Origin of the sequence: Magnetospirillum sp. SS-4 (assembly GCF_902729425.1) — a bacterium.
In the GTDB taxonomy this organism is placed as follows: Bacteria; Pseudomonadota; Alphaproteobacteria; order Rhodospirillales; family Magnetospirillaceae; genus Phaeospirillum.
In genome coordinates this window covers 224,507-248,407 of record NZ_CACVCH010000081.1, presented here as the reverse complement: position 1 = coordinate 248,407, position 23,901 = coordinate 224,507, and the positions used below count along the sequence as shown (strand labels likewise).

Here is a 23,901-nt window from a genome sequence, read left to right as displayed (position 1 = left end):
TCCCTACTCCTGCCCGCGCACGCCCGAGACGACCTGCCCCGAAACCAGTTGGATGGCCTTGCAGGCCGCGGCGGTCGCCGATTGAACCGACATGGAAACGTCGAGCGGCCCGGAGGCGACGCCGGCGCCGATGCTGTCGCCTTCGGTAAAGACGAAGCCGTAATCGTCGTAGGCTCCGGCCAGCCTGCCGTCGCCCTCCACCGAGGCCTGCATGCCGGTGGCCAGGACCACCAGATCGTAGGGTTCGGCATAAACCTGACGGGTCAGGGTGTTCTCGCCGCAGACCACGGGGCCGCCGCTCTCGCCCCGCTCGATGCGGGCGGGCTTGGACTTGACGAAGCGGACCTGCGGATCGGCCTGAAGCCGGCGCATGAAGCTTTCCAGCTTATCGTGGGCGCGCAGGTCGATGTAGTAGACGTCCACCTCGGCCTCGGCCACCTGCTCGCGCACATAGGCGGCGTGCTTCATGGAGGCGAGACAGCAGATGCGCGAGCAATAGGCGAGATGATTGAGATCGCGCGAGCCGGCGCACTGGATCAGCGCCACCTTCCTCGGCACCGCGCCGTCGGAGGGACGCACGATGCGGCCCTTGGTGGGACCGTCGGGCGAGGCCAGGCGCTCCATCTCCACATTGGTGATGACGTCGGGAATGTCGGACCAGCGATACGCGGTCAGGTTGGCGGCAGGATAGGGCTTCCAGCCGGTGGCCCAGACGATGGCGCCCACCTCCAGGTCGAAGGTGTCGCCCTTGTCGTCCAGGTCGATGGCGCCGATCTTGCAGGCGGCCTTGATGCGCTCGCCCTCGGGGGTCTTCGCCACCTCGGGCGCCACCACGTAGCGCATGGGAAACGCCATGGTGTGGGGCAGCCAAGCGGCCTTGACCGTCTTCATGCCGTAATTGAACGGATCGGGCAACTCGGTCTCCGCCACGGCGGCGCAATCGCCGCAGGCGGTGCAGTTGGGCTTCACGAAGCGGGGCTCGGACTTCACCGTCACCGTGTAGGCGCCGGCCGAGCCCTTCACCGCCGCCACCGTCGACAGGGTGAACAGGCTGATGCGCTTCGACTTCTTGATGCGCTGGTAATTGATTTCCAGGCCGCAGGTGGGGTGGCACAGCTTGGGAAAGTAGCGGTTCATCTGGGCGACCCGGCCGCCCAGGGTCGGCGATTTCTCCACCATGACCACGTCATAGCCGGCCTCGGCCGCCTCGATGGCGGCGGTGACGCCGGCTATGCCGCCGCCGACCACCATGATGGTCCGGCTTTGCGGTTGTCTATCCGTCATATCCCTCTCCCCACTCGTTTTTTGCCCCTCAAGTGCCGGGCGCCACCTCCGGTGGCTTGGCTTTCGCGGCACGGGCCGCGCCGGCCTTTGGCCGCAACTCCGCGCCTTTCTGGCGCGTCGGGTTCCCTACACAACCACGTTCCTCGTCCTGAGGAGGCCCAAGGGGCCGTCTCGAAGGACGAGGACGACGTATCCGGTCTATAGACCGGCATAATATTCGCGCAGGATCGCCACCACTTCCGGCCGGCTGAATTCCGGCGGAATCGGCTCGCCCTTGGACAGCATCTCGCGCTGCTTGGTGCCCGAGATGTTGACCTGATGCTCGGTCCCATGCGGGCAGGTCTTGGCGGTGGCCATGCCCATGCACTTCTTGCAGTAGAAGGTGATGTCGATCTTGAGCGGCTTGGTCTCCAGCGCGCCCGGCCACAGCGTGTCGAAGACATGCTGGGCGTCGAACGGGCCGTAATAGTCGCCGACGCCGGCATGATCGCGCCCGACGATCAGGTGCGAGCAGCCGAAGTTCTGGCGGATCAGGGCGTGGATCAGCGCCTCCCTCGGGCCGGCATAGCGCATCTCGATGGGATAGCCGGCCTGGATCACCGTGCCGGGCACGAAATAGCCCTCGATCATGGCGTCGATGGCCTTGGTGCGGGTCTCGGCGGGGATGTCGCCCGGCTTCAGCTTGCCCAGCACCTGATGGATGAAGACGCCGTCGCAAACCTCGACCGCGATCTTGGCTAGATGCTCGTGCGAGCGGTGCATGGGGTTGCGGGTCTGGAAGGCGGCGACGCGGGACCATCCCTTCTCGGCGAACAGGGCGCGGCTTTCGGCCGGACGCAGATAGAGCCCCTTGTACTTGGATGGATACTCGCCCTCGGACAGGCAGCGCACCCGCCCGCCCAGGTTGACCGCGGCCTGCTCGTTGACCTTTTCCACGCCGGGATGCTTGGGGTCGGTGGTGCGGTAGACGTGCTGGCATTCGAAGGCGCGGTCGATCTCGTACTTTTCCGAGACCTCCATCACCGCCATGATCTCGCCGGTCTCGCCGTCGACCAGCGCCACCTCCTCGTCGTCCTTGATGGCCTTGGCCAGCTCGCGGGTGGCGGACAGCGTGATGGGGATCGGCCAGAACAGACCGGATTCGGTCTTCATCTCGGCGCAGACGCCCTTCCAGTCCCTGGCGCCCATGAAGCCGGTCAGCGGCGTGTAAGCGCCCATGGCCAGCATGATGACGTCGGAGGTCTCGCGGCTGGTCATGGGGACCGGCCGCAGCGTCGCGGCGCGCTTCAGTTCTTCCTTGCGTTCGATCTCGGGCAACAGCAACGGGCTCAGCGAGCCGCCGCCATGGGGCTGCACCAGCTTGGACATGTCTCCTGCACTCCCTCTCTCTGTCACGGGGGCCTCTATCGGGCCCCTCGCCTCACATTATGAAAGTCTAAATTATGCGTCTTTTCCACAAGAATCTGCTGTTGTACTAAAGTTCGTTATATTTCCGTGCGTTACCCCGCGACTTATCGATCGGGTAACGGGCCTCGTTGACGGCGATCTTGGCCTCGGCCGCCCGCGCCAGGTCGATTCCGGTGCGTTCGGCCAGCAGCAGCAGGTACAGCAGGACATCGGCGCATTCCTCCTCCAGCCGATGCCGCAGGACCGGATCGGCCAGGGCGGCGTCGACCTGCTCGTCGGTCTTCCATTGGGCGAGCTCCATCACCTCGGCCGCCTCCAGGGCCAGCGACAGCATCAGATTCTTGACGGTGTGAAACTGGCGCCAGTCCCTGGCGTCGCGGAACGCCAGCAATCTTTCGGTCAATCCGGCCAGGGACGGAGGGGGACTTGAATCCGATTCTTTCATGATTCCCGCCGATTGCGTTGCTTCATTGCATCCGTTCCAATGTTAACGAAATTGTCGGTCGCATGATGTATGTCACGCATTGCAAATATGTAAAACACGTAATATAAATGGTGAATAGCCGGTCGACCCCGGAGGGGGACGCGCAGACTCGCGCAGCCGCTCCGGATAACGGCCTCGGCCACGAGAGGGAGACCCGCCGAAAGGCAACTGGGGAGGTTTTAATGCCTACGTTTGTCCATACCGAGAAGTGCGACGGCTGCAAGGGCGGCACGGTCACCGCCTGCATGTATATTTGCCCCAATAACCTGATGAAGCTCGACACCGCCCGGATGAAGGCCTTCAACCAGGAACCCGACCAGTGCTGGGAATGCCAGTGCTGCGTCAAGGCTTGCCCGCAGCAGGCCATCGAAGTGCGTGCCTATCAGGATTTCGTCCCCATGGGCGGCGCCGTCATCCCCATGCGCACCGACAGCGCCATCATGTGGACCATCAAGTTCCGCGATGGCGAGGTGAAGCGCTTCAAGTTCCCGGTCCGCACCACCCCGGTCGGCTCCATCGACCCCTATGCCGGCAAGTCGGCTCCGGGCAGCCTGGACGACCACCTGCTGTTCACCGAGACGGGCAAGACCCTGCCGCGCATCTGAAGCCCCCGACGGGATCAGAGCACCAGGACCGCGCTTCCAAGGGAAGGAAACGACTATGACCGAATATAGCTTCGGCAATCCGGAAATTATTGAGATCGATACCGATATTCTGATCATCGGCGGCGGCATGGCCGCCTGCGGCGCCGCCTTCGAGGCCCGCCGCTGGGCTCCCGACGCCAAGATCACCCTGGTCGACAAGGCCGCCCTCGACCGCTCCGGCGCCGTCGCCATGGGCCTGTCCGCCATCAACACCTATCTCGGCCCCGACCGCGACCCGGCCGATTACTGCCGCATGGTCTCGGCCGACCTGATGGGCATCACCCGCGACGACCTGGTCTACGACGTGGGCCGTCACGTCGACGATTCGGTGCATATGTTCGAGGAATGGGGCCTGCCCATCTGGAAGGACAAGAGCACCGAGGGCGTGCCCCTGAAGGACGGCGGCAAGCCGGTCCGTTCGGGCAAGTGGCAGATCATGATCAACGGCGAGGGCTACAAGACCATCGTCGCCGAAGCCGCCAAGAAGGCGCTCGGCATCGAGAACATCATCGAGCGCTGCTTCATCGTGAAGATGCTGCTCGACCAGAACGAAGGCAACCGGATCGCCGGCGCCGTCGGTTTCTCGGTGCGCGAGCACAAGCTGTACGTCTTCCGCGCCAACGCCATCCTGGACGTGGCCGGCGGCGCGGTGAACTGCTTCCGTCCCCGCTCGACCGGCGAGGGCAACGGCCGCACCTGGTACCCGGTGTGGAACGCCGGCTCGACCTACGCCATGGCGGCGGAAGTCGGTGCCGAGCTGACCATGATGGAAAACCGCTTCGTGCCGGCCCGCTTCAAGGACGGCTACGGCCCGGTGGGCGCGTGGTTCCTGCTGTTCAAGTCGAAGGCCACCAACGGCTTCGGCGAGGACTACGTGGTGAAGAACGCCGAGATGCTGGCCGATTTCGCTCCCTACGACAAGGCCACGGTGGTTCCGACCTGCCTGCGCAACCACGCCATGCTGAAGGAAATGAAGGAGGGCCGCGGCCCGATCCTGATGCAGACCCCGGCGGCCATGGCCAAGCTGGCCGAGACCATGACCCCCCAGGAGATCAAGCACCTGGAGGCCGAGGCCTGGGAAGACTTCCTGGACATGTGCATCGGCCAGGCCGGCGTGTGGGCGGGCAACAACATCCGCCCCGAAAAGACCCCCTCCGAACTGATGCCGACCGAGCCCTACCTGCTGGGCAGCCATTCCGGCTGCTGCGGCATCTGGGTGTCGGGGCCGGACGACCTGAACTCGCCGGCTGAGTGGAAGTGGGGCTACAACCGCATGACCACCGTGAAGGGCCTGTTCACCGCCGGCGACGGCGTCGGGGCCTCGGGCCACAAGTTCTCGTCGGGCTCGCACGCCGAAGGCCGCATCGCCGCCAAGAACATGGTGAAGTTCGTCCGCGACAACAAGGGCTTCAAGCCGGCGCTGAAGGGCGACATCAAGGCGATCACCGAGGAGATCTACAAGCCGGTCCGCACCTACCTCGAGCACAAGGACAAGACCACCGCCGAGGACGTGAACCCCAACTACATCCTGCCGCGCATGCTCCAGATGCGCTTGCAGAAGCTGATGGACGAGTACGTGGCCGGCGTGTCCACCTACTACAACACCAACGGCAAGCTGCTTGAGATGGGCCTTCAGTACCTGACCATGCTGAAGGAAGACAGCAAGAAGATGCGCGCCAAGGACCTGCACGAGCTGATGCGGGCCTGGGAGAACTATCACCGCATCGTCACCGCCGAGGCGCATCTGCGGCACATCATGTTCCGCGAGGAGACCCGCTATCCGGGCTTCTACTACCGCGCCGACTATCCGAAGCTGAACGAGGCCGAGTGGAAGTGCTTCGTCAACAGCCGCATCGACCCCGACACCGGCGACTGGAAGTGCTTCAAGCGCGCCCATGTCGACATGGTCGAGAAGCGCTACGAGGGCCAGGGCCACTGAGCCCTTTCCTCCAGCGCCGATGACTTGGACGGGGCGCCGGCTTGCCGGCGCCCCGACTTGTCTTCGGCCTTTCCATGCCCCCGCCCTTCGAGACGCTTCGCTCCTCAGGACGAGGTCATGCTACTGTTCCTCATCCTGAGGAGGCCCGAGAGGGCCGTCTCGAAGGATGAGCCTAACCTGCGACTTTCGGAAGAGAGCCCCCCATGAGCAACACGCCCCGCACCCCCGGCGATGACGACGACGATTACTACATCGACGAGGAGGAACTGGCGGCCAGCACCTATGTCCCGGCCGAGCCCGACCTTCAGCTGGAGGTGTTCGACGCCGTGCGCGGCGAGGGCGGCACCCCGGTCAACCCGGTACGCCTCGATGCCGAGGACACCTTCCGCTTCCGCTGCCACAAGGGGGTGTCGTGCTGGAACCAGTGCTGCCACGGCGCCGACATCACCCTGACGCCTTACGACATCCTGCGGCTGTCCAAGCATTTCGAGGTGCGCCCGGCCCAGTTCCTGGCCGAATACACCGTGCCCGCCACCTTCGACAAATCCAACCTGCCGGTGGCCAAGCTGAAGATGGGCGGCACCGACGGCAAGGGCGCCTGCGCCTTCGTCACCGATGACGGCTGTTCGGTCTATGCCGCACGGCCAGCCACCTGCCGATACTACCCGCTAGGCGTGGTCTCCATGAAGATGAAGGACGCCGAGTCCAAGGAGGACTTCAACTTCATCGTCACCGAGCCCCATTGCAAGGGCCACGACGAGGATCAGGTCCAGAATGTCGGCGCCTACAAGGCCGAACAGCAGGTCACCGACAACGAGCGGGTGGATCGCGGCTGGATCGACATCCTGATGAAGATGGCGTCGTGGAGCACCATGGGCGGCCCCATGGGCAAGGCCCCGTCGCTGGCCACCCGCAAGATGTTCTTCATGGCCACCGCAGACGTCGACGCCTTCCGCAACTTCGTTCTCAACACCCGGTTCCTGGAGTCCTACGAAATCGCCCCCGAGGCGGTCGACATCATCAAGACCGACGACGAGGCGCTGCTGCTGCTGGGCTACGACTGGCTGAAGGCGGTGCTGTTCAATGAACCCACCCTGACGCTGAAGGAACACGTCCTCCAGCAGGCCATCGCCAAGGCCAGAACCGAGATGGGCGCCGCCTGAACCGCGCGCCGTCCGTCCAGGGGCCGGCGGCGCACGCGCCGCGCGGGCCGGCCCCTGGCGATGCGACCCCCTTCCCCCTCGAACCCGGCTGGAGTAGACTCCTCCTTGGGGAAGTTATCGGGGCATGGGCATGAGTGGGACCAAGACCAAGACCGTCGCGCAGATGTCGCGACAGGAAATGATGGATATGCTAAGCCGGTTCGCCGGCCTGCCGCCGCCCGCCGGGCACGACCAGGACGACTGGGACGACTGGCTGGTGGCGTCGGTGCTGCAACGCTGCCGCCGCGATGCCGGCGACGAGGCCAAGGGCACCGCCACCGCCATCGCCATGCTGGCTCCGCTGAAATTCTTTCCGCAATTGCTGCCCCATCTGGAGGACCAGCTGGGGCGCGGCCTCACCGCCGAGGAATTGCGGCCCGCCGCCGCCCTACGCCAGAAAAAGTAACCGCCACGCCACGCCGACGCCGCCACAGGCCGCCAGGGTGGCGATCATGCCCATGCGCAGCCGCAGCATGGCGATGATCGCCGCCGCCGCCAGCGCCAGGGCCATCGGATCGAGGCTGGCGGGGTCGGGAATGGAAAGGTGCAGCGGCCCCAGCCGGGTTTCGCTCACCCGCCCGAACAAGACGTGCAGGGCGAACCACAGGCCGAGATTGAGCACCACGCCCACCACGGCGGCGGTGATGGCCGCCAGTCCGCCGGCCAGGGCGCGGTTGCCGCGCAACGCCTCGACATAGGGAGCACCGGCCAGAATCCACAGAAAACAGGGAACGAAGGTCACCCAGACCGCCAGGACCGCCCCCAGGACCGCTCCCGGCCATTGTCCCAGCGGACCGGAATCGCGGAAGCCGGCCAGAAAGCCGACGAACTGGTTGACCAGGATCAGCGGCCCCGGCGTGGTCTCGGCCAGACCGAGACCGTCCAGCATCTCGCCCGGACGCAGCCAGCCATGGATGTCAACCGCCTCCTGCGCCACATAGGCCAGCACCGCGTAGGCGCCGCCGAAGGTCACCACCGACAGCTTGCTGAAGAACAGGCCGATGGCGCCGAACGATCCCTGTCCCCAGGCCAACGCCGCCACCACCGGCGTCCACCACAGCGCCAGGCAGACCGCGACGACGGTCAGCGACCGCCGCAGGTTGGGGCGGATATGGTCGGCGCCGTCGTCCAGCACCCGGTCGGCGGCGCCGCCGTCGCCGACCGGCCCCAGGCGGGGAAGAAAGGCCGGATGACCGGCCCTGGCCGCCAGCAGGCCGACGATGCCGGCGCTCAGCACGATCAGCGGAAAAGGGACGGCGAAAAAAAAGATGCCGACGAAGGCCGCCGCCGCGATCCACAGGAATTCGCGTCCCTTCAGCGCCCGCCGGCCGATGCGCAGCAGCGCCTCGACCACCACCGCCAGCACCGCCGGCTTGATGCCGTAGAACAAGCCGTCCACCAGCGGCACCTGCTGAAAACCGGCGTAAAGCGCCGCCAGTCCCAGCATCACCAGAAACCCGGGCAGCACGAACAAGGTGCCGGCGACGAGTCCGCCCACGCCGCGATGCAGCAGCCAGCCGATATAGGTGGCCAATTGCTGCGCCTCGGGACCGGGCAGCAGCATGCAGAAATTAAGGGCGTGCAGGAACCGGGTCTCGCCGACCCAGCGTTTCTCCTCCACCAGGATTCGGTGCATGGTGGCGATCTGGCCGGCCGGGCCGCCAAAGCTCAGCAGGCCGATCTTCAGCCAGACCCGGACCGCCTCGGCGAAGCTGGGATGCCGTCCCCCCCCGGACTCCACCGCCATCATGCCTCGGTCAGGGTCGATGAGGGAAACTCCATCAGGAAGATCTTGGCCTGCTCGGGCGGCATCGGCTTGGCGATGAGAAAGCCCTGGGCCTCGTCGCAATCCTGGGCGGCAAGGATGGTCATCTGGTCCATTTCCTCGATCCCCTCGGCCACCACCTTCAGCCCCAGGCTGTGGGCGATGCCGATGATGCTGCCCACCAGCATCATGTCGCGGGAATCCCGCGCCAGGTCGCGCACGAACGACCGGTCTATCTTCAAGGTGTGGACCGGCAGCCGTTTCAGATAGCTGAGACTGGAATAGCCGGTGCCGAAATCGTCGATGGCGAGACGGACCCCCAGCGCCCGCAGATTCTCCAGCACCTCGCGCTGGCGGACCCCCAGGTCCAGCACGAAGGTCTCGGTGATCTCCAGTTCCAGGTTCTGGGGAGGCAGGCGGGTATCGTCCAGCACCCGCCGCACCAGTTCCGCCAGATCGTCGATGCGGAAATCACGGCCCGACAGGTTGACCGCCATCACCAGCGAGGAATGCCCCTCGTCCAGCCACGTCCTGGCCTGCCGGCAGGCCTGGGCCAGCACGAACAGGTCGATGCGGTCGATCAGGTGCATTTCCTCGGCGATGGGGATGAACTCGGCCGGGGAAACCATGCCGAAGGTCGGATGCTGCCAGCGCACCAGGGCCTCGAACCCTTTGACGACGCGGGTCTTCAGGCAGGTCTTGGGCTGGTAGTGCACCATGAACTGCCCTTCGTCCACCGCCTGGCGCAGGGCGGATTCCAGTTCCATCCGCCGTTCCTCGCGCCGGGTCATCTCGGCGGTGTAGAAATTGTGACGCCCCTTGCCGCCGGCCTTGGCCTGATACATGGCGGTGTCGGCGTGCTTCAGCAATTCCTCGCCGGTGCGGCCGTCGTCGGGATAGAGGCTGATGCCGATGCTGGCCCCCACATACATCTCGCGCCCCTCGATCAGGATCGGCGCGCTCAGCTGGACCAGAACCTTGTCGGCGACCACGGCGGCATCGGCGGGCGAGGAAATCTCGTCCAGGATGATGGTGAACTCGTCGCCGCCCAGGCGGGCGATGGTGTCGGTCATGCGCACGCACTGGCGCAGGCGCACCGCCACCTCCTTCAGCAGCTCGTCGCCGGCCCGATGCCCCAGGGTGTCGTTGACCTTCTTGAAGCCGTCGAGATCAAGGAACAGCAACGCCGCCTGCCTGTCGTGACGGGTGGCGTGGACCACGGCGCGTTCCAGCCGGTCATGGAACAGAACCCGGTTGGGCAGTTCGGTCAGGACGTCATAATGGGCGAGGCGCAGGATATGGCGCTGCGCCTCCACCTGCTCGGTGATGTCGCTGAAACTGCCGATGAAATAGCGCACCACCCCGCCGTCGTCCTTGACCGCGACGATGCTTTCCCAGGCGACGAACACGCTGCCGTTCTTGCGGCGGTTCCATATCTCGCCCTGCCAGCGGCCCTCGGCCAGGATCGAGCGCCACATGTCGCGGTAGAAATCGGCGTCGTGGTGATCGGAGCGCATGATGCGGGGATTGAGTCCCACCACCTCGTCCTCGGCATAGCCGGTCAGTTCGGTGAACATGGGATTGACGCGCAGGATGCGGCCATGGGGATCGGTGATGACGGTGGCTTCCAGGGCGCCGCGGAACACATGGGCGGCCAGACGGGTTTCCTCCTCGGCGCGGCTCTTGTCCACCAGCCGCGACATCGAGCGCCGCCCGATCATGCCGATGCCGGCGATCCCCACCAGCCAGAAGGCGCCATGCGACACGGTCAAGGTGCGCAACGCCCCCTGTTCGGTCTGGCGGTACGGCGCCATGGGCACCGACACGCTGACCGCGCCCCGGACCTCGCCATTCTTGAAGCCGAGATGGCCGTGGCACTTCTGGCAGCTTTCCTCCATGGCGAACGGCTTGATCAGACGCAGATGCGAATGGCCCTCGAGATCGGAAAGCTCGACCACCTCCTCGGCCTTGCCGGCCGCGAAGGTCCGGATGGCGTCGGCCTCCCAGGCATCGGCCTCGTTGTTGGGATTGAGGTAGACGATGCCGACGATCCGCCCCTTGATGCCATAAAGCTCGCCGTAATCCTGCATCATCTCGCGCAGCATGTAGGCCGGATTCATCAAGGTCAGCGCGCGTCCGTCGTTGGTGGTCACGTCCCGGTCCGGCAGATGCGCCATCCACGGGCTGGGAGGCGTCTTCTCGGTGGGCTCGACATAGACGCCGCCATGGGACGACGCCCAGAAGCGGTAGGCCTGGTCCTTGTTGAAGGCGTCGCGGGCGGTACTCAGCGCCAGTTCGTAAGTAATTGATTGCTGCCTACTGACATTCAACCACAGGGACAAAGCAAGCAGCAGGCTCCACACCGCCACCGCCATGGCGACGTAACGGATGACGAGTCCCCTGATTCGCTTGGTTTCCGCTCCGTCCGGACCGAATGCGTCAATCGGGCCGCCCCCAGGCGATTGGGAAGGAAAAGGCATTCAGACGGCTCCCTTCTCCTCGTCCCTGCCGTTGATCACTATGTCGAGCAGACATTTCCCGCTCAGTTTAGCAGCAACAAACCACAAGATCACTTGGCGTTTTTCGAACGGCTCTACGGAGCGTTCCAGCGGATCGTCCCGATGCCGGAAATGTCGTAGCCCCCCAGGGATTCGGCCTTGGCGGCGAATTCGACGGTACGGGCGAAGGCCAGCAGCGCCTGGACCGGCGGTTCGAAATAGGCCTGGCGGTGGATGGCCAGGTCGAACCGTTCCCGGGCAAGCGGCACGAAGCCCAGCCGCAGCGACCGGGCCACCGAGGCCACCGCCAGCCCGGCATCGGCGGCGCCGTCCAGGATGGCCAGCCCCACGTCGGTCTCGCTGCGCACCGGCGCGGCCGGAACGTTCAGCCGATCCGGCGCGATGCCGGCCTCGGCCAGCAGATGCTCGAACAGCAGGCGCGAACCGGCCCCATCCTGGCGCATCGCCACGCGGGCCCTGGTCCGGACCAGATCGGCCAGCGCGGCGATCCCCAGCGGATTGTCCGCCGCGACCACCAGCCCCTGCTGGCGCCAGGCCCATTCCACCAGGACCACGTTGCGCTCGGAAAGCGCCTGCCTGGCCTGCACCACGTTGCAGGTGCCGCTGTCGGGATCGAACAGATGCATCCCCGCCACCGACGCCTCGCCGGCCGCCAGCCGGGCCAGGCCATCGGAGGAACTGCCGGACAACACCGCCAATCCCCCGCCCACCTCGCGCAGGCTCCATTCCAGCAACGGATCGTGGCTGCCGGCCACCACCATGGGAGGCGCGCCGGAAGCGGACGAACCGGTGGAGGACGAGGCGCTGTTGCGCTTCAGCCAGGCGTCGATCTCGACCTTGGGAAACAGCCACTTGCCGGTGACGCGGGTACAGGGAATGCGGCGGTCCTTGAGAAGCTCGTAGACCTTGCGTTCCTTGATGCGGAGATAGCTGGCGACCTGATGGGTGTCCATCATCTCTGGAAAATCGGATGCCGGGTCCATGGAAGCCCCCCCTGCCTGAACCCGCGCAGCATGCCTCTGGACGGCGCGATTGACAAGCCGGTCGGCCATCCGGACCAAACGGCAACGGCCGGGGCGATGCCCCGGCCGTCATACCCGACGCGGCGAACGGTATTACTCGGCCGAGCCGCCGCCGGCCACCGAGGCCAGCGCCTTGGCCAGTTCGTAGACCCGCTTGCGAACCTGGGGATCGCTGATGTTGTAATAGGCCCGCACCAGTTCCAGGGTTTCCCGCTTGGTCATGGGATCGACCTCGAAGCCGGCCGGGGCATCCTCGGACAGGCCCGACGATCCCTTGATCACGTTGACGGGGCTGAGGTTCTGGGTATTGTCCGACATGTCGTCGAAGAAATAGGACACCGGCACGTCCAGCACCCGCGACAGGTCGAACAGGCGCGAGGCGCCGATGCGGTTGGCGCCACGCTCGTACTTCTGGACCTGCTGGAAGGTCAGGCCGATGGCCTCGCCCAACTTTTCCTGACTCATGCCCAGCAATGTCCGGCGCAGCCGCATGCGGCCACCCACATGGACATCGACCGGATTGGGGGCGCCGTTTTCGAGACGGCCGCGGGTCGAAACATTACGCTTAACCAAGATAGAACTCCCGAATAAGTAGGAAATTAAGGATCATTCTATCAAGGGTTCAGTTTCATGCAACTCTTTTTAGCAGTGCGAACGCATAAGGCGATCAGATACTATAGTAGTGCATACCGCATGACGTTAGGCAAGGCCCAAAAAGAGGGTCGCCGAGGCCATGGCCGCCCGTCCATGACGCGAAAGCACCCGCCGGAAACGACGACGCCATGGCTGGGATATCCCCCCGGCCATGGCGCGTTCGGAAATGTTCAGACGACGGCCGGGGCCGCCCGGAAATGTTCAGGTGACCCGCACGTTCTTGAACTGCCACGGATCGGACAGGTCCATGTCCTCGGGAAACAGCGTCCCCCGGTCGGCCAGCGGCGTCCAATCGGTATAGGCGCCCACCACCGGCCCCAGATAGGGCGAGGCGATCTCCAGGATGCGGCGGAAATCGATATCGTCGGGCTCCACCACCCCCATAGCGGGATTCTCCAGCGCCCAGATGATGCCGGCCAGAACGGTCGCCGTGACCTGAAGGCTGGTGGCGCTGTTGTGCGGAGCCAGCTCGCGGGCCTGTTCGATGGACAGTTGCGAGCCGTACCAATAGGCGCCCTTGGCGTGACCGGCCAGCAGCACCCCCAGTTCGTCGACGCCGCCGACCAGTTCGGCCATCATCAGGCGCTGCCTGGGCTGCATCTTCCAGTTCTTGCCGGCCAGTTCGTGCAGCGACACCACCGCGTCGTCGCATGGGTGGTAGGCGTAGTGGACGGTCGGGCGATAGACCACCTTGTCGCCGTCCCTGACGGTGAAGTAATCGGCGATGGAGATGGACTCGCTGTGGGTGATGAGGAAGCCCAGGAACGGCCCCTCCTTCGGTGTCCAGGTCCGCACCCGCTGGCTGGCGCCGGGGCGCATCAGATAGATGGCGGAATCGCGCCCGAAATCGTGGCGGCGGCCGTCATGGGGCAATTCCTTCTCGTGGGTGCCCCAGCCCAGTTCGGCCGGCTGGCAGCCCTCGCCGACGAAACCGTCGATGGACCAGGTGTTGACGAACTCGCCCACCGCCTTTGGCGCCGACCCGACCTGGGTGTCGCGCTCGGCCACGTGAATCACCTTGATCCCCAGCCGGGCAGCCAGATCGCCCCAGCCCTTGCGGTCCCTGGGAACGCCGGCGTCGACGCCGGTGTCGGCGGCGATGTTGAGCAGCGCCTGCTTGACGAAATGCGACACCAGGCCGGGATTGGCGCCGTGGGTGACCAGCGCGGTCGGCATCGGGCGGCCCTCGACGCGCAGCGCCAGCATCTGTTCGCGCAGCGCGTAATTGGAACGCAACGAAGGCGACAGGCCGGGGTCGGTATAGCCGCCGGGCCAGGGTTCGATGCAGGTATCGAGATAAAGGGCGCCCAGATCGCGGCAAAGCTCGACCAGCGACACCGACGACACGTCCACCGAAAGATTCAGCAGGAAGTCGCCCTGGCGCAGCATGGGAGTCAGTCGGTCGCGGTAATCGTCCTGGGTCAGAGGCTGATTGATGAAGCGGATGCCGTATTCTCTGGCGACACCATGGCCGCGCTCGCAGGCGGTGATGATGGTGATGTTGGCCGGATCCAGGTCGAGATGACGCAGTATCAGGGGCAACACCCCTTGGCCGATACTGCCGCAACCGATCATGACCATGCGGCCCTTGAAGACAATTCTGCTCATACTAGCCTCTCCCTTGGTCCCGTGGTCTTTCGACCTCACCCCCTCGGCAAACGCCGAATGAAAATGGAACCGCCGCAGCGCCCCGGATCGCGGGGAACTGCGCGGCAAGACAACGGCGGCGCGCGACCTTGAAACCGGTCGCGACGACCGCCGTCACATACTCGAAGGAATTTCGGAAGCTCTGCCCATCTTATGGGTCACCAACATGACTACCTCCCTTTCGGGTGCCGGCACCACCCCGCCGACTCTTCCAAAAAGGACGCGTCCGTCGTTGCATAACCGACAAGGGCCATAGGCACGTGCGTGTGCGTCACTCGGGACTGTATAGCGGCCTAAGCACCGCGATGCAACACCCGTGACAGCGCCACGACGGCGATTCCGCGCGCCTCCAGGGTCTGGCGCAGCCGGCAAGCCAGGGCGACGGCGCGGGGATCATCGCCGTGGACGCAGATGGAATGGGGAACGCAGGCCAGATCGCGGCCCGACAGGGTGCGGATGACGCCGCCTTCCGCCATGCGCAGCCCATGGGCGCAGGCCGCCTCGACATCGTGGATCAGCGCCTGGGGATGGCCGCGCGGAATCAGGCTGCCGTCGTCGGCATAGGCGCGGTCGGCAAACACCTCCTCCGCCACCGCCAGCCCCGCCCGATGCCCGGCCGCCACCATGACGGAACCGGCGGGAGCCAGCAGGATCAGCCCGGAATCGACCGCCCGCACGGCGCGGGCGATGGCGGCGGCCGCCCCAAAATCCACCGCCGCCCGGTTGCTGAGCGCCCCGTGCGGCTTGACATGGGACAGCCGGGCGCCCGCCAGGGCGGCAATACCGGCCAGGGCGCCGACCTGGCAGGCCACCACCGCCTCGATCCCGGCCGGGGACAGGTCCATGGCGCGGCGACCGAATCCCTCGCGGTCGGGATAGGAGGGATGCGCCCCCAGTTCCACGCCGCGCGCCAATGCCGCGGCCACCGTCGCGGCCATCAGCGCCGCGTCGCCGGCATGAAAGCCGCAGGCGATGTTGGCCGAGGCCACCACGTCCAGCATGGCGGCGTCGTCGCCGCCGCAATCCTCGCCCAGGTCGGCGTTGAGATTGATCGCCTTCATTCGCACACCATGCCCGAGATCAGGTTGGCGGAGTACAGCGCCGCCATGTCCAGCCCGCCGGCCGCCGGCCGGATGGCCCCGACCGCCGCTTGAACCCGCCCGTCCAGGTCGCGCCGCGCCGCCGCCGCCTCGGCCACCGTCACCGCCCGGAAGGACAGCCGGGTTCCCGGCGCCATCCGGCCGGCCCTCGGCAGGTCGGCCGAGATCACCGTGGCGATCTTGGCGTAGCCGCCCACCGTCTGATGATCGGCCAGCAGCAGGATCGGCCGACCGTTGCCGGGAACCTGGACCGCACCGGTGACGATGCCCTCCGATGCGATGCCGGCGCCGCTCCGGTGGGCCAGTTCCGGACCTTCCAGCCGCAGCCCCATGCGATCGGCGTCACGACCGACCGTGAATTCCGCCGACAGGAAGGTTTCCAGCGCCCGGTCGGTGAAGGCCCCGGCCTGCGGCCCCAGCACCACCCTGAGCGGGCCGCTGCCGTATTCGAACGGATGCGGCAGGGCCAGATCCCCCTCGCCTCCGCCGCCCCCCCGCAGCGGCAGCAGGTCGCCGTCTTCGAGGGCGCGCCCGTTCAGCGGTCCGATGCCGGCCCGGACATAGGTGGAAAGGGAACCCATCACCGGGGCGAGGTCGAAGCCGCCCGCGACCGCCAGCACCGCCACGGCGGCGCCACCGACCGCCCCGGTGGCCAGGCGGTCGCCACGCCTGAGGGTATGGCCGCGCTCGCACTCAAGAATCCGGGTGTCGCCGTCCCGCGTCAGACTCGGCCGGGCCGGGCCGCTGATGGCGACGCCAATGCTGTCGGCCTCCACCAGCAAGGTCGGCCCAAGGGTATGAAGCTCCAGCCCGGCCTCGTCCGGAAGATTGCCCACCAGGGCATTGGCCAGGGCCAGGGCCACCGGGTCCAGCATGCCGGCCACCGGCACGCCCTGGTCCTGATAGCCGAAGCGCCCCAGGTCCTGCACCGTCGTGTGCAGGCCCGGCGACAATACCCGCAGCAGGCCGGACACGCTCACAATCCCCGAATCCAGCGGGGGCGCAGACGCACCTGCCCCGCCAGCGCCGCGTCCAACTGCGTCAGTAGTTTGGCGCGGTCCTTGGGCAAGGTGCCGGCCAGGGCCAGGGTATTGCTGGCGTGATTGGAGCGGAAGATCACCGGCGCCGGCGGATCGAGCCGCTCCACCAGCCGGCGCAGCTCCACCAGGATCGCCTGATCGTCCTGCCACTTGAATCCGCCTTCGAAACGGTCGAGGAAGCGGGACGCCACACTGTTCTCCAGCCCCAGTTGCAGGGTGGACAGATAAACCGGCGGCGCCCGGTTGACCAGATCGGCGGTGGACTCGATGTGGTCTTGCCAGTGGTCCTGGCCGCCGAGGCCGAGAATCACCGTGGCCGAGACCTTGAGGCCGCATTCCCTGGCCCGGCCCAGCGCCGCCTCCATCTGGCGGGCCGAGCCCTTGGCGACGCGCTTCAACAGGAAATCCGATCCCGTTTCGATGCCGAGATAAACCAGCCCGAGCCGTTTCGCCCTCAGCAGAGCGATCTCGTCCGGGCTCTTCTTCAAGATGTCGAACGGAGTGGCGTAGGCCGACACCCGCTGAAGCTGGGGAAAGGTCAGGGCCAGACGGTCGCACAGCGCCGCCAGGGTCTCGGTCGGCAGGCAATAGGCGTCGCCGTCGGCCAGGAACACCCGGCGGGCATCGGGCCAGTCCCGCGCCGCCGCCGCCATGTCGGCGAACACCTCGTCCAGCGGCCGCGCCCGGAAGTCCTTGGCCTTGTACATGGAACAGAAGCTGCACTGGTTGTAGCGGCACCCCAGCGTCGCCTGGATGATCAGGTTGTCGCCCTCCGACGGCGGCCGCCACAGCGGGAAATCGTAATCGATCATGGCCGCCTTTCCCGCATGGTCACCAGTTCCTCGGCCGCCGTGGGATGGATGCCGACGGTGGCGTCGAACTGGGCCTTGGTGGCGCCGCATTTCAGCGCCACGGCGAAGCCCTGGACGATCTCGGGCGCGTCGGCGCCCGCCATGTGCAATCCCACCACCCGGTCGCTGGCCCGGTCCACCAGCAGCTTCATCATGGTGCGCTCGTCGCGCCCGGCCAGGATGTTGCGCATCGGCTTGAAGCGCGACAGATAGACGTCGATCTCGCCGTATCGGCGGCACGCCTCGGCCTCGGTCAGTCCCACCGTGGCGATGGGCGGCTGGCTGAACACCGCCGACGGGATGGCGTCGTAATCCATGGCGGCGGGCATCCCGAGAAAGGCGGTCCGCACGAAGGCCACGGCCTCGTTGATGGCCACCGGCGTCAGGTTGACCCGGTCGGTGACGTCGCCCACCGCCCAGATGTTGGCGACACTGGTGCGCGAATATTCGTCCACCACCACGGCGCCCTTGCCGTTCAGCGCCACGCCGGCCCGCTCCAGCCCCAGCCCGGCGGTATTGGGAGCCCGTCCGGTGGCGTAGAGCACCAGATCGGCCTCGACGGTCTCGTCCCCCGTCAGCCGCAGGCTGTAGCCGTGATCGTTGCGCTCGATGGACTGGACCTGGGTCTCGGTCCTGAGGTCGATGCCGGCGCGGACCATCTCCTCGGCCAGGGCGGCGCGGATATCCTGGTCGAAGCCGCGCAGCACGGTGTCGCCGCGCAGCACCTGGACCACCGCCGCCCCCAGGGCATTGAAGATGCCGGCGAACTCGACCGCGATATAGCCGCCGCCGACGATGACGACCCGGCCCGGCAACTGCATCAGGTCAAGCGCCTCGTTGGAGGTGATGGCGTGCTCGATGCCGGGAATATCGGGCAGTGACGGCCGGCCGCCGGTGGCGATCAGGATGGTGTCGGCGGTATGGCTCCGCCCCCCCACCATGACGGTATGGGCGTCGGCCAGGGTGCCGCGCCCCTCGATCAAGGTGACGCCGCTGTCGCGCAGGATGCGCTGGTAGACACCTTCCAGCCGGTTGAGCTCGGCGTTCTTGGCGGCGATCAGCCGTGGCCAGTCGAAGGCGACGCCCTCGACGTCCCAGCCGTAACCCTGGCAATCGGCGAGATCCTGGGCGAAGTGGGCGCCATAGACCAGCAGCTTCTTCGGCACGCAGCCGCGCATGACGCAGGTGCCGCCCACCCGGCTTTCCTCCACCACCGCCACCCGCTTGCCGGCCTGGGCCGCCAGCCGGCTGGCCCGCACGCCGCCGGAACCGGCCCCCAGGGTGATCAGGTCGAAATCATGGCTGCTCATGAGCTATCCTCGCGGGCGAAAAGAAGCGTCAGCCTAACAAGTGGTTCCCCGCCAGAGAAGCTCAATGGCCGCTTGGCACGCGCATGCTCGCCATGCCAAGCTCGGGCAGATTATTTTAAGAGGAAAACATGCCGCATCGTCCCGGCCGCGCCCTGGCCACCCGCCTGCCCTTCCATTATGGCTGGGCGGTGGTGATGGCCGGAACCGTCACCACCTTCGCCTGCCTGGGAATGGGGCGCTTCGCTCTCGGCATGCTGCTGCCGTCCATGGGGACCGACCTGCCCCTGACCCGCAGCGAGATGGGCTGGATATCCACCGGCAACTTCATCGGCTACATGGCGGCTGTCGCCCTGGGCGGCCGCATGGTCGCCCGCCTGGGGGCGCGGCGAACCATCATCGCCGGCCTGATCCTGGTGGGGCTGTCGATGATGCTGGTGTCGCGGGCCGACGGCGCCCTTCAGGTGCTTCTGCTCTACGTGCTGACCGGCTATGGCAGCGGCGCCGCCAACGTGCCGGTGATGGGCCTGATCGCCCATTGGTTCAATCGGGGCGTGCGCGGCCGCGCCGCCGGATTCGTGGTGATCGGCGCCGGCGCCGCCATCGTGGTCAGCGGCTTCCTGGTGCCGGCCATCAACGCCTCGCAAGGCGCCGAGGGCTGGCGGCTGTCCTGGCTGGTGATCGGGGCCATCGTCATGCTGGCCGCGGCCATCGACTGGCTGGTGCTGAGCAATCATCCGTCGGACCTTGGGCTGGAGCCGGTGGGAGGCGCCACCGCTCCCCCGGTGTCGTCTCCCTGCGCCGCCGCGCCGCCGATGGCGTCGCGACGCCGGGTGCTGGCCCATCTGGGGGCGCTGTACGCCGCCTTCGGCTTCACCTACGTCATCTACGCCACCTTCATCGTCACCGCCCTGGTGCAGGAACGCGGCTTTCCCGAATCCACCGCCGGCTGGTTCTGGTCGGCCATCGGCCTGCTGTCGCTGGCCTCCGGCCCCGGCTTCGGCGGGTTGTCGGATCGGATCGGCCGCGGCCGGGGGATGATGATCGTGTTCGCGTTCCAGGCGTCGGCCTATCTCCTGGTGGCGCTGCCGCTGCCCGAGCCGTTCCTCTACGCCTCCATCATCCTGTTCGGGCTGGCGCTGTGGAGCATTCCCTCCATCATGGCGGCGGCGGTCGGCGATTACCTGGGGCCGGAGCAGGCCGCCTCGGCGTTCGGCACCATCACGGTGGCCTTCGCCGTCGGCCAGATCGTCGGCCCCGCTTTGGCCGGGCGCATGGCCGACAGCCTGGGCAGCTTTTCCGGCAGCTTCGCCATGGCCGCCGCCATCGCCGCCGCCGCTATCGCGGGGGCGGCGTTCCTGCCGCCGCCGAGGAAGCACTGAGCCTCCTGGCGATCACTCCGGCGGCGATCAGCTGAATCAGGTGGTAGAGGATCGTCGGCGCGATGATCAGCCCCAGGGCGGGGCTGGCGCCGAACATGATCTTGGCCATGGGAATGCCGGTGGCCAGAGACTTCTTGGTGCCGCAGAACATCCCGGCGATGGCGTCCGCCCGCGAGAATCCCAGCCGCCGGCACACCAGCCACAGCAGCCACAGCACGGCGAAGAACAGCGTCGCCGCGCCAAGCACCACCAGGACCAGGGTGGAGCCGCCGTGGCCGGCCCAGACTCCCTCCGCCACCGAATCGCTGAACGAGTTCAGCACCACCAGCAAGATCACCAGCCGGTCCAGGCTTTTCAACCAGCGGGAATTGCGCTCCACCCACCCCTTCAGCCAGGGCCGCAACGCCTGGCCGACGATGATGGGCAGCAATACCAGCAGGGCGATCTTGGTCAGCACCCGCCCCAGGTCCAGCGAGGCGCCGCCGGCAGCCAGATAGGCGTTCACCAGCAGCGGCGTCAGCGCCACCCCGATCAGACTGGACAGGGTGGCGTTGAAGATGGCGGCGGCAACGTTGCCGCCGGCGATGGCGGTCATGGCCACCGATGACGAGATGGTGGACGGCAGCGCCGCCAGGAAGAAGAAGCCCAGCAGCAGGTTCGGATCGGCCCGGCCGGCCAGGACCAGGGCCACCGCCCACATCAGCGCGGGAAACAGCACGAAGGTCGATCCCTGCACCAGCAGATGCAGCCGCCAGTTCATCATGCCGGCCCGCAGGCGCTCGGGCGGCAAGGTCAGGCCGTAGAGCAGGAAGACCAGGGCGACGCCATAGCCGGCGACGAGGTCCATGCGGAGCACCCCGCCGCTGCGCCCCAGTCCGGGCGCCGCCCACGACAGCGCCACCATGGCCGCCAGGCCGATCAGGAACGCATCGAGCCCGACACGCGACAGCAGACGAAGCACCGGATTTCTCCTATATGTCGAACGGCATCATAACGGGGCGTTCCCATGCTGACGACCTTGCGCATCCTGGCGATATCGCTGTCGCTTCTGCCCCCGTTCGCCGCCGGGGCCGAAACCCCGGTCGGCCGGGCCGTGTTCGCCGATTTCGCCTTCGACCCCACCACGGCCGAACTGAAAGCCGCGGAACGCTGGGGCTCCGACCTGTTGGCCCGCGCCAAGGCGGCGGGACGGCCGGTGCGGATCTCGGTGGCGCGAAGCGAGGCGACCACCCTGATCAGCCTGGAATCGGTGGCCATCTGCGAGCGGGCCAAGGGCTGCCCGCTGCTGGTGTTCCGCGACATCACCAAGCCGCCGGTGCTGACGCGCTCATCGTTCCAGAACCTGATTCTCGACTATCGCGACGAGGGCACCTTCCTCGTCATCCGGGTCTGGGAAACGGTCACCGAATGCCGGATCAGCGGCGTGCCGAAGGCCATATGCCGCGACCGGCCGGCGGCCAGGTGATCACTTGGTCTTCATTTCGTGAATGCCGGACCAGTCGTCCGGCGGCGGCTCGGCCAGATAATGGGTGCAGCGGTCGATGAAGGTGGCGGAAAGCTTGCCGTTGGCCGACACCCCGGCAAGCTGCCGGTACAGTTCGATGGCCTGCTCCCAGCGCCGCCCGCGATACGCCTCGAAGGCGGCCGAGGTCAGACGGCACAGCTCGGCCTGTTCCGGGGTCGCCAGCAATTCCGCCGGACCATGGCGCAGCGCCACCAGTTCGTGAACCAGTTCGCCGGCCTTGCGCCCCTTGACCGCCACCACGTCGAGCGGCCGGGTCATGATGGCCTCGCCCGCCACCCGCGCCACCGCGTCGCTGATGCAGATCTGGGTGCCATAGCTCTTGTTGACGCCCTCCAGCCGCGAGGCGACGTTGACGCCGTCGCCCATCACCGTATAGCTCATGCGCTGGGTCGAGCCGATGTTGCCGACGATGACGTTGGCAGTGTGCAGCCCCATGCGGACAAACATGGTGGGCAAGCCCTGGGAAGCCCAGTCCTCGTTCATCAGGGACTGAACCCGCTTGGCCTTGAGGGCGGCGACGCAAGCGCGCAGGGCATGGTCCTCGCACGGATTGGGCGCCCCCCAAAAGGCCATTACCGCGTCGCCGATATACTTGTCGACGGTGCCGTTCTCCTCGCCGATGCATTCTGAGATGGCGGCGAGATGGCGCGAGACATGGACCAGCAGGGCGCCGGGCTCCATGCGTTCCGACAGGCTGGTGAAATCGGCCACGTCGGTGAACATCACCGTCAGGGTGCGGTCGTGCCCCCCCAGTTCGATGGGGCGGCCGCCGGCGACAAGGTCGCGCACCAGATCCCTGGGCACGAACATGCCGAAGGAACGCAGCGCCCGCTTCATCATGTTGAGCGAGTGGATCAGCTGGTTGACCTCGACCACGAAGGAATGGATGGCGATGGGACCTTCCAGGTCGAATTTCTGGATTTTCAGGATCTCGCCCCCCAACCGTTCCAGCGGCCGCGAAATCCACCGGGACAGCATGGTGAGGATGATCATGCCCCCCACCATCATCCCCAGTCCCACGACGACGATGTCCTGGGTGTTGTCCTTCAGGGTTCCGACGAAATCGTCCTCCAGGACGACGATGGCCAGCAGCCATTTCTTGCCGAACCGGTCGGGCAGGCCGGAAAACGAGCCCAGATACCGCTTTCCGCCGGATTCGAAACGGACCAGGGGCGATGGATTGGCCCGGTGGGCGGCGAAGGCGTCGCTGACCCTGACGTCATTCAATTCCTTGGCCTTGACCAGCGACAGCTTCAGCCCGTCCTGGCGCACCGCCTTGGCGGCGTCCGGAAAGGCGATCAGTTGCTCCTTCTCGTCGACGATCAGCGCGATGCCCGACTTGCCGAGGTCGAGACCAGCCAGGAAATCCGACAGCCGGCGGGTGGCGATGTTGGCGGCGGCGGCGCCGATGACCCGGCCGTCCTTGCCGAAGATGGGATAGACGGCGGCGATGCCGGGCTGGCGGTTGCTGGTGAACACCACCAGATCCGTCCATTGCAGGCCGGGCTTGGCCAACAGGTCCTTGTACCAGGAACGGGTGCGGAAATCATATTTCAGGGTGTTGGAGGTCTCGCGGCCGACCACGGTCCCGTCCCGGGCCACATAGGTCCAGGTGTCGGAATAGACGCCCTTGGCCCAGTCGACCACCCGGAGGGCGAACTTGGCGCCGGGCGGCGGCGGATTGTCGTTGGCCCCGAACTTGTCCGTTCCGGGAGGAATCGGAAAAGCCTGGAGAAAGCGCCCGTCGGCCTCGAACGCCAGATAGACGCTCTGAATCTGCGGCGTCGTCTCCAGCAGGCTCATCATGTAGGGAAACAGCGAGCCGTCGCGGCCGCGGGCCACGTCGATGGCGGCAAGCTCGGCCGCCGCCTGGACGTGCGAGGCCGCCGGCTCCAGCAGGGTGATCGTGCTGTTGATGCCCGACACCGCCACCCGTCCGACGAAACGTTCCATCAGATCCAGGACGGACCCCGAGTTCTTCTGGTAGGCGTAGAACAGCAGCGTGACGATGATCACCGTCAGGAGCGAGGCAAAGGCGGTGATGATGTTGACCTGAAGGGTCAGGCCGCGCATCCGCTTGCGCCCCCGCCTCTCCCGCGTCACGTTGGCCGATGGCGCAACCGCCCCAC

At 66.6% G+C, this 23,901-nt stretch carries 20 protein-coding genes; 6 read left to right on the top strand and 14 right to left on the bottom strand.

Going from position 1 to position 23,901, the window contains the following annotated elements; all coding sequences use genetic code 11:
- Positions 1–3: 3 nt before the first annotated feature.
- The 3 genes from MTBSS4_RS15425 to MTBSS4_RS15415 all read right to left on the bottom strand — a co-directional run bounded on the left by MTBSS4_RS15425 (position 4) and on the right by MTBSS4_RS15415 (position 3,136).
- Positions 4–1,284, bottom strand: a complete 1,281-nt coding sequence (locus MTBSS4_RS15425) for an FAD-dependent oxidoreductase (protein WP_173984282.1) — start codon at positions 1,282–1,284, stop codon at positions 4–6.
- Between the two features lie 198 nt (positions 1,285–1,482).
- The gene (gene sat / locus MTBSS4_RS15420; RefSeq protein ID WP_173984281.1) at positions 1,483–2,652 is read right to left on the bottom strand and encodes a sulfate adenylyltransferase; all 1,170 of its coding nucleotides are present in this window, start codon (positions 2,650–2,652) and stop codon (positions 1,483–1,485) included.
- 106 nt (positions 2,653–2,758) lie between these two features.
- Positions 2,759–3,136, bottom strand: coding sequence for a nucleotide pyrophosphohydrolase (locus MTBSS4_RS15415; RefSeq protein ID WP_173984280.1), 378 nt, complete (start codon positions 3,134–3,136; stop codon positions 2,759–2,761).
- Positions 3,137–3,357: 221 nt separating this feature from the next.
- Between MTBSS4_RS15415 and aprB the strand changes: the two genes are divergently transcribed.
- The 4 genes from aprB to MTBSS4_RS15395 all read left to right on the top strand — a co-directional run bounded on the left by aprB (position 3,358) and on the right by MTBSS4_RS15395 (position 7,366).
- Positions 3,358–3,780 carry an adenylyl-sulfate reductase subunit beta gene (gene aprB / locus MTBSS4_RS15410; RefSeq protein ID WP_173984279.1) on the top strand — a complete coding sequence of 141 codons (423 nt, stop codon included), beginning with the start codon at positions 3,358–3,360 and terminating at the stop codon, positions 3,778–3,780.
- Between the two features lie 55 nt (positions 3,781–3,835).
- Positions 3,836–5,758 carry an adenylyl-sulfate reductase subunit alpha gene (gene aprA / locus MTBSS4_RS15405; protein ID WP_173984278.1) on the top strand — a complete coding sequence of 641 codons (1,923 nt, stop codon included), beginning with the start codon at positions 3,836–3,838 and terminating at the stop codon, positions 5,756–5,758.
- Positions 5,759–5,961: 203 nt separating this feature from the next.
- Entirely contained in the window at positions 5,962–6,921 is a 960-nt protein-coding gene (locus MTBSS4_RS15400; RefSeq protein WP_173984277.1) for a YkgJ family cysteine cluster protein, read from the top strand.
- A gap of 130 nt (positions 6,922–7,051) precedes the next feature.
- Positions 7,052–7,366 carry an acyltransferase gene (locus MTBSS4_RS15395; protein WP_254432586.1) on the top strand — a complete coding sequence of 105 codons (315 nt, stop codon included), beginning with the start codon at positions 7,052–7,054 and terminating at the stop codon, positions 7,364–7,366.
- On the opposite strand, the gene chrA is transcribed toward MTBSS4_RS15395, so the two are convergent.
- The 9 genes from chrA to gor form a co-directional block, all read right to left on the bottom strand.
- Positions 7,349–8,710 (bottom strand): chromate efflux transporter, encoded by a 1,362-nt coding sequence (chrA, locus tag MTBSS4_RS15390; RefSeq protein WP_173984276.1) that lies wholly within the window; start codon positions 8,708–8,710, stop codon positions 7,349–7,351. The two genes, MTBSS4_RS15395 and chrA, sit on opposite strands and share 18 nt — an antisense overlap.
- Entirely contained in the window at positions 8,707–11,205 is a 2,499-nt protein-coding gene (locus MTBSS4_RS15385; RefSeq protein WP_173984275.1) for an EAL domain-containing protein, read from the bottom strand. Before MTBSS4_RS15385 ends, chrA begins: the two co-directional genes overlap by 4 nt.
- Before the next feature lie 113 nt (positions 11,206–11,318).
- Positions 11,319–12,227: a helix-turn-helix transcriptional regulator gene (locus MTBSS4_RS15380; protein WP_173984274.1), complete on the bottom strand. Its 909-nt coding sequence runs from the start codon at positions 12,225–12,227 to the stop codon at positions 11,319–11,321.
- 132 nt (positions 12,228–12,359) lie between these two features.
- Positions 12,360–12,839, bottom strand: a complete 480-nt coding sequence (locus tag MTBSS4_RS15375) for a helix-turn-helix domain-containing protein (protein ID WP_173984273.1) — start codon at positions 12,837–12,839, stop codon at positions 12,360–12,362.
- Positions 12,840–13,121: 282 nt separating this feature from the next.
- Positions 13,122–14,528: a homospermidine synthase gene (locus MTBSS4_RS15370; protein ID WP_173984272.1), complete on the bottom strand. Its 1,407-nt coding sequence runs from the start codon at positions 14,526–14,528 to the stop codon at positions 13,122–13,124.
- A 332-nt stretch (positions 14,529–14,860) separates the two neighbouring features.
- On the bottom strand, positions 14,861–15,628 hold the full coding sequence (pxpA, locus tag MTBSS4_RS15365) for a 5-oxoprolinase subunit PxpA (protein WP_173984271.1): 768 nt from the start codon (positions 15,626–15,628) through the stop codon (positions 14,861–14,863).
- Positions 15,625–16,647 (bottom strand): biotin-dependent carboxyltransferase family protein, encoded by a 1,023-nt coding sequence (locus tag MTBSS4_RS15360; protein ID WP_254432585.1) that lies wholly within the window; start codon positions 16,645–16,647, stop codon positions 15,625–15,627. Before MTBSS4_RS15360 ends, pxpA begins: the two co-directional genes overlap by 4 nt.
- A complete protein-coding gene (locus MTBSS4_RS15355) occupies positions 16,644–17,519 on the bottom strand; it encodes a radical SAM protein (RefSeq protein ID WP_173984270.1) in 876 nt (291 codons plus the stop codon). Before MTBSS4_RS15355 ends, MTBSS4_RS15360 begins: the two co-directional genes overlap by 4 nt.
- Positions 17,516–18,868, bottom strand: a complete 1,353-nt coding sequence (gene gor, locus MTBSS4_RS15350; RefSeq protein ID WP_173984269.1) for a glutathione-disulfide reductase — start codon at positions 18,866–18,868, stop codon at positions 17,516–17,518. The genes MTBSS4_RS15355 and gor overlap by 4 nt, the downstream gene beginning before the upstream one ends.
- Positions 18,869–18,996: 128 nt before the next feature.
- Between gor and MTBSS4_RS15345 the strand changes: the two genes are divergently transcribed.
- On the top strand, positions 18,997–20,247 hold the full coding sequence (locus MTBSS4_RS15345; protein WP_173984268.1) for an MFS transporter: 1,251 nt from the start codon (positions 18,997–18,999) through the stop codon (positions 20,245–20,247).
- Here MTBSS4_RS15345 and MTBSS4_RS15340 read toward each other — a convergent pair.
- Positions 20,204–21,208, bottom strand: coding sequence for a bile acid:sodium symporter family protein (locus MTBSS4_RS15340; RefSeq protein WP_173984267.1), 1,005 nt, complete (start codon positions 21,206–21,208; stop codon positions 20,204–20,206). The two genes, MTBSS4_RS15345 and MTBSS4_RS15340, sit on opposite strands and share 44 nt — an antisense overlap.
- Positions 21,209–21,253: 45 nt before the next feature.
- On the opposite strand from MTBSS4_RS15340, the gene MTBSS4_RS15335 reads away from it, so the two are divergent.
- Positions 21,254–21,712 (top strand): hypothetical protein, encoded by a 459-nt coding sequence (locus MTBSS4_RS15335; protein WP_173984266.1) that lies wholly within the window; start codon positions 21,254–21,256, stop codon positions 21,710–21,712.
- Here MTBSS4_RS15335 and MTBSS4_RS15330 read toward each other — a convergent pair whose 3' ends face one another.
- Positions 21,713–23,845 carry an adenylate/guanylate cyclase domain-containing protein gene (locus tag MTBSS4_RS15330; RefSeq protein WP_254432584.1) on the bottom strand — a complete coding sequence of 711 codons (2,133 nt, stop codon included), beginning with the start codon at positions 23,843–23,845 and terminating at the stop codon, positions 21,713–21,715. It abuts the gene before it with no gap.
- Between the last annotated feature and the right edge of the window lie 56 nt (positions 23,846–23,901).